The organism is Collinsella sp. TF08-11AT, from assembly GCF_003437035.1.
Lineage (GTDB): Bacteria > Actinomycetota > Coriobacteriia > Coriobacteriales > Coriobacteriaceae > Collinsella.
On sequence record NZ_QSRL01000013.1, the window covers coordinates 58,303 to 66,398 of the forward strand.

The following is an 8,096-nucleotide window of genomic DNA, read 5'->3' on the forward strand; positions in this document are numbered from 1 at the left end:
AGACTAACCAAGTACGCTGGCAAGCTGACGGACAGAAACATGAATGTCGAGCTTGGGGGCGGGACGCTCGGACTCGAGGATTTCGTCGACGATTTCTATGAACTGGACGGGTTCGCGGACACCAGCTACTTCGAGACGCTTGAACGCCATAGCATCGACACCTCGGAAGGCATAGACAGCTGTGACATCGACCATGGGGACATTGACCTGATACGCGCATGCATCACGTGGTGCGTTCGTGGCGACCGCTTCTGCGACGGACTCCTTGCCGCGCAAGCCAGGAGCGGGTTTCTGGACCGCTGCCTCTCCCGACTGAAGGAGCTCGACGAGGGCTGAACGGCGGCCACGAAGACGTCTGGCGCTGCGACAGCACAGCGATGCGACAATGCCATGCCGTCGCACTCCGTCATGTCACCAAATCAAAAGCGGAGCCAACGCTCAATCTTGAGATACATTGACCAAAGGCTCACATTTCTGCCGAGAAGTCGAGAGCGCGGGGCACACGATGGCGCTTTATCCTCAGCTCATAGCTGCACTGCTTACCTGAAATGAACCCGTGGTCAAGATGAACTACGAGAATCATAGCGGGCGGATACCGCCCGCATACCTCCTTCGGAATAGGCGCTGAGCAGCTCCTGAGCGTGGGCAAACTCGGGCCCTCGCCTCCAACCGAGCAGGCGGTTGACCGCGAGATTTCCCTGGACGTTGTGGACAAAGAGCAGATAGGCGTCCTCGCGCGAAAGCCCAGTCTCCTCCATGATCGAGGGAACCATCTGCTCGGCGCCGCGCTCGACGACGCGCTGTGCCACCCGGGCGTACGCGTCGTCATCCGAGTAGAGCAGATAATAGTCATCGTTTGCCGGCGGACGCTGGCAGAGGGCGCCCGCCTCCGTTCCCTCGAGCGGCGGCACCGCCGCCAAGGCCTCGTCGATAAGCGCGTCGAGCAGGGCGAACTTGTCCTCGTAGTGCAGATAGAACGTGCCACGGTTGATATCGGCGCGTCGGCAGATATCCGCTACCGTCATCTTCGCGAAGCCGACCTCGGCCAGCAGCGCGAAGAACGCCTCCCGTATGACCGAGAGTGTATAGCGTCGGCGACGATCGATCTTCCCCGCTTCCATTACCCCTCCAATTGCAACGCTCGACAATGCCCGGCAAACGCTCGTTTATCGACAGCAGGCCGAAGCTGTTCATTGCTCTTAAGCAAATCGACATGGATACTTTTTATAGACACCTGTTTATAATAGCTGAAAGAAGGTATCCAGTGACCCTGTACGAGCAGCTCGTTATCGAGCTCACCAACCAATCGTTTTCCCTTCAGGCCGCCTACCGCAGCGGCGGCACGCCCTATGAGCTGAGTGACCGCGAGCCCGAGCCCTACGACCAGCAAATCAGGGACTTCGCCCGCATGATCGAGGAAGCCGATTGCGTGCTGGTGGGCGGGGCCTCTGGGCTCTCCGCGGCGGGCGGCGGCGACTTCTATTACGAGGACAACGCAACCTATCGCAGGCATTTCGGCAAATTCGCCGAGCGTTACGGTTTCAAGGGCGCTTTCGAGGGGTCGTTCTACCGCTGGCCCACCGCCGAGGCGCGCTGGGGATACCTCGCCACCTTCCTCGACACCACGCTCAACGCCCCGCTGCGCAAGCCCTACAAGGACCTCGACGCCATTCTCGCCGAGAAGGATTTCTTCGTGCTCACCACCAACCAGGACACGCAGTTTGTGAAGCTCTACCCCTGGGAGAAGGTGGCAGAGATCCAAGGCGACCACCGCTTCTTTCAGTGCTCCCGCTGTTGCACCGACGCGGTGTGGAACGCGGTCGAGCCGGTCTCCCACATGGTAGAGGCCATGGGAGACGGTCTGGAGGTTCCGACAGAGCTCGTGCCGCGCTGCCCGCACTGCGGGGCAGAGGCGTTCCCCTGGGTTCGCGGCTACGGCAACTTCCTGCAAGGCGAACTCTACGAGGAGCAGTACCGCAAGGTGTCCGACTGGCTCGACGCGCACGCACGGCAGAGGATCCTCTTCCTCGAGCTGGGTGTGGGCCGCATGACGCCCGCGTTTATCCAGGAGCCGTTCTGGGCCCTCACGGCGCAGTTACCGCAGGCCAGCTACATCGCCGTAAACAACAAGACGCAGTTTCTCCCCCGCGCGATCGAGGATCGGGGGCTCGCCGTTCGCGCCGACATCGCCGACGTGCTCGCCGACGTGCGCAAGACGCTGGGGAGGTAGCGCATGGAGACGGCGAAAGCAGTTCGCATAGGCAGGGCGCTAGCCGAAGCGGATCTTGTCATCATCGGCGCTAGCAACGGACTCGACATGGCGGAGGGGCTCAACCTTTTCTGCGCCGATGCTCATTTCCAAGAGGCGTACGGGGACCTCGCTCAGGCCGACGGCATCGGCTGCATACTGCAGGGGCTCGCCTCCCCGGATGCCAGCGTGCGAAGCCGATGGGTCGAGCGGTTCCATCAAAAGGAGTATGTCGAGTATGAGCCCAGCCCGCTCATGAACGGGCTGCGGCGTCTTACAGAGCACGCTGACACCTTCGTGATCACGTGCAATATCGACGGGCACTTCGTACGCGCAGGGTTCAACGAGAACCGCGTGCTCGAGACGGAGGGGAGCATACGCACGTCGATCGACGAGCGGCGTCTCGCCCATCCAGACGCCCTCGCCACGGCCCAGCTCGAGGAGCTCGAGCGCCTTGTGCAAGCCCATCGCAACGGCAGGGTCGCCATCCTCGAACTTGGCGTGGGACTGCGCAACGGCATCATAAAGCACATGCTCGCCCAGATCGCGAACGTCTGCGAGCACGCCACCTACATCGTGTTCAACTACAGCCAGGCCATGGCGCCCGATGCATCGTGCGAGACGATTCTCGTTGACGGCGATATGGCCCCGGCTTTCGAGGAGATCGCCCGATGCCACCCCTAGAAAGAGAAGCGCGTAGGCTTCGAAGCCTTATCGACGATGCCGACGCCATCATCGTCGGCATCGGCTCGGGCATGTCGAGCGCCGCCGGGTTCAACCATTACAACCGCGCGGGCATGGCGCGCGCAGGAATGGCGGACTGGCAGCAAGCCTTTGGCTTCAAGAGCCTTTTCGACGGCTTCTACCACCTCTACCCCAGCCTCGAGCAGCAATGGGCCTACTACGCGCGATATATCGATTTCATGCTGCGCGAGCCGACCTCGCAGCCCTATCTCGACCTACGGTCCCTCATCGGCCATAAGGATTACTTCATCCTGAGCACCAATGTAGACACCCAAGTCGAGAAGACGTTTCCCGACGAGAGAACCTGTAACTATCAGGGAAGCTTCGCGCACCTTCAGTGCAAGCAGCCATGCTGCGACGAGCTCTTCGACGCGAGCCCCTACGTCGAACGCATGCTCGCGGGCATGGCGGGGTTCGAGGTCCTCAGCGAGGATATCCCCCGATGCCCGCATTGCGGCTGGCAGCTTGTGCCGTGGGTGCGCGATGACACGTTTCTGCAGGGTGCGGCCTGGCGCGAGAGCCTCGGACGATACGAGCGCTTCGTGCGCGAGCGCAGCGATCGCCGCGTGCTGTTGTTGGAGCTCGGCGTAGGCGAGATGACCCCCGGCATCATCACGCTCCCGTTCTGGAGCATGACCGCGAAGCTGCCGGATGCGCACCTTTTGAGCGTAAACATCTCGGGCGACTCGGCTCCGTTGCAGCTTGGAAGCAAGGCAGAGGCGATCCAAGCCGATTTGAGCACGCTGCTCTCGGCGGCGCGGACGGCGAAGGTATTTAAGCCTCCTTGTCAGTCGCTTTGAGATAATCCTCATCGTTCACAGGTTCCAACCACTCGTTGGAGGCTTCCTCACCCGGAACCTCCAACGCGAGATGTGAGAACCAGCTGTCGGGTGCGGCTCCGTGCCAGTGCTTCACCCCTGGGGCAATGTTGACCACGTCGCCAGGGTGCAGTTTCTGCGCCGGCTTACCCCATTCCTGGTAAAACCCTCGACCAGCCACGCAGATGAGAATCTGTCCGCCGCCGTTTTTGGCGTGGTGCACGTGCCAGTTGTTGCGGCAGCCGGGCTCGAACGTCACGTTGTAGACGCCAACCTGCTCGGTTGATAGAGGCGCGAGGTAGCTTTGCCCGATAAAGTACTTCGCGAATGCGTCGTTGGGGGCACCGATGGGAAAGGCCATCTCGTTTTGGTGCTCGGCTTTTGCATCAGCGGCATCGTCATCCGCCCAGACCTCCTTTGCCATGCGGAAGGCCGCCCACGCCTTGGGCCATCCCGCATAAAACGCCGCGTGCGTAAGGATTTCCGCTATCTCCGCCCTGGTCACCCCGTTGTTCTTTGCGGACATCAGATGATATTTAAACGAAGAGTCCGTCAGTCCCTGCGCCATCAGGGCCACAACCGTCACCACGCTGCGGTCTCGAAGGGAAAGCCCGTCTTCTCGACTCCACACCTCGCCAAACAGCACATCGTCATTGAGCTGTGCGAACTTGGGGGCGAACTCCCCCAGGGCATCCCTGCCTGCCGTCTGTTTAATTGCCATGATCGATCTCCCCCTTTCGATGGTTTAGGTGCAAATCTGTTTCCGCATTACGGAACACCCTTTGCAATCCCTGTTCTAATGACGAGAATGAAGGTAATACCTAAACCTGACTTTAGGTCAAGGAATGAATTCGAGATTGATTCGGAGGAACCATGTACACAATCGGACAGGTGTCGGAGATGTTCGGCTTGCCCGCCTCAACGCTGCGCTATTACGACAAGCAGGGATTGTTCCCGGCATTGGAGCGGACGTCCGGCATTCGGCAATTCGGCGATACGGAACTCGAGGCGCTTCGGGTCATCGAATGCCTCAAGAAAGCGGGGATGGAGATCAAGGACATCCGGCTGTTCATGGAATGGTGCGCGGAGGGTCCATCGACATACCCCAAACGCAAGGCCATGTTCGAGGAGCGGAAGGCCCACATGGAGCTAGAGATCGCGAACATGAACCGCGCGCTGGACATGCTGAAGTACAAATGCTGGTTCTACGGGCAGCTGAATCAGGGCGAGAATGAGACTGAGCTGAGGGCCATGATTCCCGACGGTTTGCCAGAAGATATCAAAGAGGCCTACGAGAACGCTCACGCTCGGTAGTACCAAAAACGCCCCTTTTTAAACTCAACCATTGTTTAAGATGTTACAACTTAGGCAACAAGACTGGTTGCCCCGGTACGCAACGGGAGGGTCGACGCGACTGGAATCGACCCTCCCGTTTCCCAAACGGCATGAAGCTACTTGCTCACAACCGAGATGCGCTGGGCGACGTGGTCACCGGACTCGATCTCATCGACCATGGCAATCGCATAGTCAGCGTACGAGAGCGTTGACTCGCCGCGGCTGTTGAGTGTGAACTCCTCGCCCGCCAAGATATACTCACCGGTGCGCTCGCCGTCGGCCTGGAAGTCAGCAGCAGGGGAAACGAAGGTCCATTTGAGGCCGTCCGTTTCGCGAAGGTGAGCAAGGACTTTGCCGGCCGCGGCGGACAGCGGCTTCCAGTCATCGGGGAAGTCCGGGCCCATATCGACGGTGACCGTATGCTCGGGGTTGACGAACAGCGAGCCCGCGCCACCCACTATGAGCAGGCGCACATCGGTGCCGACCAGCACATTAGCCAAGTGGATGCCCGCGTCGGTGATACCGGGGATGGTCTCGGGCGTCCAGCCGCCCACGGCGTCCACCACGGCGTCGAATCCTTCGAGGTCTTCCGTCGTGAGCTCGAGTGCGTCTTTGATGACGGAGTTCTGAGCGGCGGTCCTATTCTCGCCGCGTACGATGGCGGTCACGTCGAATCCGCGACGCACGGCCTCCTCAACGATGAGGCTGCCGGCCCTGCCGTTCGCTGCTACAACTGCGATTTTCTTGGTCATCATGCTTTCCTTTCGACCTGCGGCACTCGACGCCGCTTTCCTTGCAGCTCATACGATACGCGTCAAAGGTATATAATGGAAAGTAGGCACATAAAAGTGCTGTAAGCACCAAAAGGAAACTAATGTAAATGACGTGCATGATTGCAGACGGAGGTTTCGCGAACATGACAACACCGACTTTGGAGAACCTGCCTGCCTGCCCAGTGGAGACAACGCTTTTGCTCATCGGCAACAAGTGGCAGGTGCTCATCCTGCGCGAACTCTCGCTCAAAGGCACGATGCGCTTTAAGGAGCTGCAACGCTCGATCGGCAAGATTTCGCAGAAAGTTCTGACCAGCAACCTACGAACCATGGAGGAAACGGGGCTCGTTCATCGTGAAGCGTTCGCAGAGGTGCCCCCACGGGTGGAGTACTCGCTCACCGACCTGGGACAGACACTCAGACCCGTTCTTGACGCAATGAGAGCTTGGGGCGAGAACTACAAGGAGCAGCTCCGCGGCGGCGGGCTTCGATAAGTAGCTCCTACTGGTTACACGCCTACAGAAACCCCTCCGTCCTATCGCCATCACGGGAAACCCTCCTCCTTGGTTCTCGCCGCAAACGGCTTCGAGGCCGCGCTGGCAGTCCCGGCACGGCTGGAGTCGGCCCGCGCGAGCAGCGGAAAGGGACACACGCCCTTTACCAAGGTAGATTGCTGCTTTCGCTTCCCGTTCCTTCCGCAGTATTCTCAAGGCGGATGCGCGGCCCGCGCTCTTGGCGCCTAGGGGGCGTCGCCGTCACATCGTTTCATTCGCGTCTCTCTTTAGCGTTGGCAAGACGTCGGTTCGTGCCGTTCGGGTGCACGCAGGTTTTGATAATGCGCACCATCTCATCGATAGGCGTTTCGCAGCCGCTCCGAATCCAGTCCTGTACCACGGCAGAGAGCCCATGCACATAAAAACTGATGCCGAAGGCCCGCTGCTCGCTGGGATAGCCAAAGCGCTCCAACACTGGGTCGATGATGTGCTTCGCTAGGGCCTCGAATCGCTCCTGAGCTTGCAGCGTATGCCCGTTTGCGAGCATCGCGCGATAGATGGAGCAGTTGTCTTGGACGAACTCGAGGTAGGGCCTCAGATACTCGTCGGTTACGAAAACGAGCTCGTCGAGGGGAGCCGTACGGATAGCCCCGATCGTGTCTGCGGCGCTTTGTTCAAAGCGCTCGAAGAACTTGGTGTTCACATGCTCCGAACACTCCTTCACGAGGTCAGGGACACCCTGGTAGTGAAGGTAGAACGTAGAGCGACCCACCCCTGCCTTCTTGCAAATCTCCTTAACGGTTATGAACTCCGCGCCCTTGTTCTGCAGCAAGTCGAGCAAAGCCTCGTCCATAAGCTGCGCCGTCGTAAAGTATCTGCTCTACTGCCTGTTCACCCAAGCCCGCCTCTCCCTGATGCCAAAAGCTATTCGCCGGCAATTTCCTTGGCAAGCTCCATTATCTCAAAGGCGTATTTCTTCTTAGAGGTTTCCAGAATCCAGCGATACAGGACCAGGTTCACGCTTGCGCCTGCGATACCCAAGATACCAAGGACGATTCCGAGCACAAACAACGTGCCCTCGCCAGGTCCCAGCACACCCATGGTCAGGCACATGCCCACACCCAACAACAGCGAAGAAGCGATGCCAAAGCTGTAGGCGAAGACGTTCGCGGGGCGCTTTGCTTTGGCATCGAGCTTCTTGAGCGCGGTGAGCTTGGAGGCGCTTTTGGGCGCGTATTGCTTGGCGATCGATTCCGCGCAGATCTTGTCGGTGTCCATGTTTTCTTCCTTTTCTCTATGGCTTGTTCGACAACCCAAGAATAGGAAGAACGTGCAGGCGATTGAAGAACACAAACGGGACGTTGTGTCCATGTTATATCGGCGAATGTCGACACTCACCGCAACTGCTCGGAATGATGATTGCGCTGTATTTCGTTATCAAATGGGCAGTGAAAAACGGCATAAAAGAAGCCTACGGTGCTATCACTGGCAAGAATACCGCTGAAGATATCCAAAACGAAAAAGAGTTGAAAGAACTTGGATTGGATCAAGAGGATCGATAAATCCAGTTTCACTGCCCCTAAAACGGCCTCGCTTTGTCCTCGGGGACAATGATGCTCACTCATTCATTTGGTAGTGTCGAGAAAGTTGGTGTAGCGCCCGATTCGAAGCGAGTCGGCCCTGC

Annotated in this window: 12 protein-coding genes; 7 read left to right on the forward strand and 5 right to left on the reverse strand. The window is 58.9% G+C overall.

Annotation, left to right across the window (positions count from 1 at the left end):
* The first annotated feature begins 39 nt into the window (after positions 1–39).
* Complete coding sequence (locus DXC79_RS08395; RefSeq protein WP_117635858.1) at positions 40–336, forward strand: DUF6508 domain-containing protein; 297 nt, start codon at positions 40–42, stop codon at positions 334–336.
* A gap of 224 nt (positions 337–560) precedes the next feature.
* Here the strand turns inward: DXC79_RS08395 and DXC79_RS08400 are convergent, their stop codons facing one another.
* Positions 561–1,121 (reverse strand): TetR/AcrR family transcriptional regulator, encoded by a 561-nt coding sequence (locus DXC79_RS08400; RefSeq protein WP_117635859.1) that lies wholly within the window; start codon positions 1,119–1,121, stop codon positions 561–563.
* Positions 1,122–1,264: 143 nt separating this feature from the next.
* Here DXC79_RS08400 and DXC79_RS08405 point away from each other — a divergent pair, with 143 nt between their 5' ends.
* The 3 genes from DXC79_RS08405 to DXC79_RS08415 are packed head-to-tail and all read left to right on the forward strand — an operon-like array spanning position 1,265 to position 3,792.
* Positions 1,265–2,230 (forward strand): hypothetical protein, encoded by a 966-nt coding sequence (locus DXC79_RS08405; RefSeq protein WP_199408679.1) that lies wholly within the window; start codon positions 1,265–1,267, stop codon positions 2,228–2,230.
* Between the two features lie 3 nt (positions 2,231–2,233).
* Entirely contained in the window at positions 2,234–2,932 is a 699-nt protein-coding gene (locus DXC79_RS08410; protein WP_117635860.1) for a hypothetical protein, read from the forward strand.
* A complete protein-coding gene (locus DXC79_RS08415) occupies positions 2,920–3,792 on the forward strand; it encodes an NAD-dependent protein deacetylase, SIR2 family (RefSeq protein WP_117635861.1) in 873 nt (290 codons plus the stop codon). The genes DXC79_RS08410 and DXC79_RS08415 overlap by 13 nt, the downstream gene beginning before the upstream one ends.
* Here DXC79_RS08415 and DXC79_RS08420 read toward each other — a convergent pair.
* Entirely contained in the window at positions 3,767–4,531 is a 765-nt protein-coding gene (locus DXC79_RS08420) for a carboxymuconolactone decarboxylase family protein (protein WP_117635862.1), read from the reverse strand. The two genes, DXC79_RS08415 and DXC79_RS08420, sit on opposite strands and share 26 nt — an antisense overlap.
* A gap of 152 nt (positions 4,532–4,683) precedes the next feature.
* Between DXC79_RS08420 and DXC79_RS08425 the strand changes: the two genes are divergently transcribed.
* Positions 4,684–5,124 carry a MerR family transcriptional regulator gene (locus tag DXC79_RS08425; RefSeq protein ID WP_117635863.1) on the forward strand — a complete coding sequence of 147 codons (441 nt, stop codon included), beginning with the start codon at positions 4,684–4,686 and terminating at the stop codon, positions 5,122–5,124.
* Positions 5,125–5,261: 137 nt separating this feature from the next.
* On the opposite strand, the gene DXC79_RS08430 is transcribed toward DXC79_RS08425, so the two are convergent.
* Positions 5,262–5,897, reverse strand: coding sequence for an NAD(P)-dependent oxidoreductase (locus DXC79_RS08430; RefSeq protein WP_199408680.1), 636 nt, complete (start codon positions 5,895–5,897; stop codon positions 5,262–5,264).
* A gap of 137 nt (positions 5,898–6,034) precedes the next feature.
* On the opposite strand from DXC79_RS08430, the gene DXC79_RS08435 reads away from it, so the two are divergent.
* Positions 6,035–6,412, forward strand: coding sequence for a winged helix-turn-helix transcriptional regulator (locus DXC79_RS08435; RefSeq protein ID WP_369831937.1), 378 nt, complete (start codon positions 6,035–6,037; stop codon positions 6,410–6,412).
* 271 nt (positions 6,413–6,683) lie between these two features.
* Here the strand turns inward: DXC79_RS08435 and DXC79_RS08440 are convergent, their stop codons facing one another.
* A complete protein-coding gene (locus DXC79_RS08440) occupies positions 6,684–7,265 on the reverse strand; it encodes a TetR/AcrR family transcriptional regulator (protein ID WP_117635865.1) in 582 nt (193 codons plus the stop codon).
* Positions 7,266–7,336: 71 nt separating this feature from the next.
* Entirely contained in the window at positions 7,337–7,690 is a 354-nt protein-coding gene (locus DXC79_RS08445; protein ID WP_117635866.1) for a dihydropteridine reductase, read from the reverse strand.
* Between the two features lie 137 nt (positions 7,691–7,827).
* Between DXC79_RS08445 and DXC79_RS10010 the strand changes: the two genes are divergently transcribed.
* A complete protein-coding gene (locus tag DXC79_RS10010) occupies positions 7,828–7,974 on the forward strand; it encodes a DUF6019 family protein (protein ID WP_199408681.1) in 147 nt (48 codons plus the stop codon).
* The last annotated feature ends 122 nt before the right edge of the window (positions 7,975–8,096 follow it).

Bases quoted from the DNA above. Each gene is read 5' to 3' on its own strand.
- DXC79_RS08395 (WP_117635858.1), top strand. From the start codon at position 40: ATGAATGTCGAGCTTGGGGGCGGGACGCTCGGACTCGAGGATTTCGTC.
- DXC79_RS08400 (WP_117635859.1), bottom strand. From the start codon at position 1,121: ATGGAAGCGGGGAAGATCGATCGTCGCCGACGCTATACACTCTCGGTC.
- DXC79_RS08410 (WP_117635860.1), top strand. From the start codon at position 2,234: ATGGAGACGGCGAAAGCAGTTCGCATAGGCAGGGCGCTAGCCGAAGCG.
- DXC79_RS08415 (WP_117635861.1), top strand. From the start codon at position 2,920: ATGCCACCCCTAGAAAGAGAAGCGCGTAGGCTTCGAAGCCTTATCGAC.
- DXC79_RS08420 (WP_117635862.1), bottom strand. From the start codon at position 4,531: ATGGCAATTAAACAGACGGCAGGCAGGGATGCCCTGGGGGAGTTCGCC.
- DXC79_RS08425 (WP_117635863.1), top strand. From the start codon at position 4,684: ATGTACACAATCGGACAGGTGTCGGAGATGTTCGGCTTGCCCGCCTCA.
- DXC79_RS08430 (WP_199408680.1), bottom strand. From the start codon at position 5,897: ATGACCAAGAAAATCGCAGTTGTAGCAGCGAACGGCAGGGCCGGCAGC.
- DXC79_RS08435 (WP_369831937.1), top strand. From the start codon at position 6,035: ATGATTGCAGACGGAGGTTTCGCGAACATGACAACACCGACTTTGGAG.
- DXC79_RS08440 (WP_117635865.1), bottom strand. From the start codon at position 7,265: ATGGACGAGGCTTTGCTCGACTTGCTGCAGAACAAGGGCGCGGAGTTC.
- DXC79_RS08445 (WP_117635866.1), bottom strand. From the start codon at position 7,690: ATGGACACCGACAAGATCTGCGCGGAATCGATCGCCAAGCAATACGCG.
- DXC79_RS10010 (WP_199408681.1), top strand. From the start codon at position 7,828: ATGATTGCGCTGTATTTCGTTATCAAATGGGCAGTGAAAAACGGCATA.